This window comes from Oceanimonas baumannii (assembly GCF_002245495.1).
Lineage (GTDB): Bacteria > Pseudomonadota > Gammaproteobacteria > Enterobacterales > Aeromonadaceae > Oceanimonas > Oceanimonas baumannii.
Genome location: NZ_NQJF01000059.1, coordinates 1 through 1,008, shown reverse-complemented (window position 1 = coordinate 1,008; position 1,008 = coordinate 1). Strand labels below are relative to the sequence as shown.

The window sequence follows — 1,008 nt, the reverse complement described above, 5'->3', positions numbered from 1 at the left end:
AGATGTGTATAAGAGACAGTCCTTGGGCATACGTGGGCGTCGAATGCCACCGCGCGCGCCACAGGATATTGGCTTCGCTACCGGAGAATCCCGAAGGTCGCGCGAGGTGAGCCGCCAGCTTTTCCAGAACGTCACTTTGAAGCGTTGCTCTTCAAAGGCTTTCGCAACGGCGATCGTTACGACTATCGTGGCATCTTGATCACGCTACTGCTCCATGGCGCGGGATTTCGAGAGTCGGAGCCTTTTCACCTTTACGTTCAGGACGTATTTCCAGATCCACAGGACCCGCGTCAAGCCAAGGTCCTCATCCACCATCCGCACTACGGGGCCGCGCCTGCTGACTGGTGCGACGAGCGAGGACGACCACGTAAATCGAACCGAGCAGAATACCTCGGCCAGCGCTTCGGCCTTGTGCCGCGTACAGACTTGATGGACCGTCGGCATGCTGGCTGGAAAGGCGGCATGCACGACGGTCCGTACTACAAGCAGGCGTACTGGTTCGTGCCGGAGTACGGCGAGTGGTTTCTGGAACTTTGGCATCGCTATCTGAAGCAGCTTGCGCATTTCGATCGGGATCATCCGTTCGCTTTCGTGAACCTGCGGCGCGCACCCTATGGTGCGATATACACCCTCACGCAGTACAACAAGGCTCACGCGGCCGCGTGCAAACGCATTGGCCTCGAAGTTGGCAAGGCGCTTGGCACAACTCCGCACGGGCACCGACACGCCTACGGCCAGCGTTTGAAGCACGCGGGAATCGACAAGCCGATGATTCGCCGCTTCATGCATCACGCATCGATCGAGAGCCAGGAGATCTACACACAAGCAAGCTTTAGCGAAGCCCGAGAAGCACTTCAGCAAGCGGCGCACCGGCTGGATGGACTTCTTACGACGCCTCTGTCCGATTTGGTCCGTTCATCTGACTAGCCACATCTCCACGTGACCGAGCAAACACATGTACAAGACCTCTCCAACTAAACCCAAGGGGCGTCGCAAGGCGGCAAGGAC

1 pseudogene is annotated in these 1,008 nt (G+C 58.2%); it reads left to right on the top strand.

Annotated features, from left to right (window positions below):
• Window positions 1-30: 30 nt before the first annotated feature.
• Window positions 31-927: pseudogene (gene gmtY / locus B6S09_RS18165) on the top strand (gamma-mobile-trio recombinase GmtY); the annotation flags it as partial.
• Window positions 928-1,008: the final 81 nt, after the last annotated feature.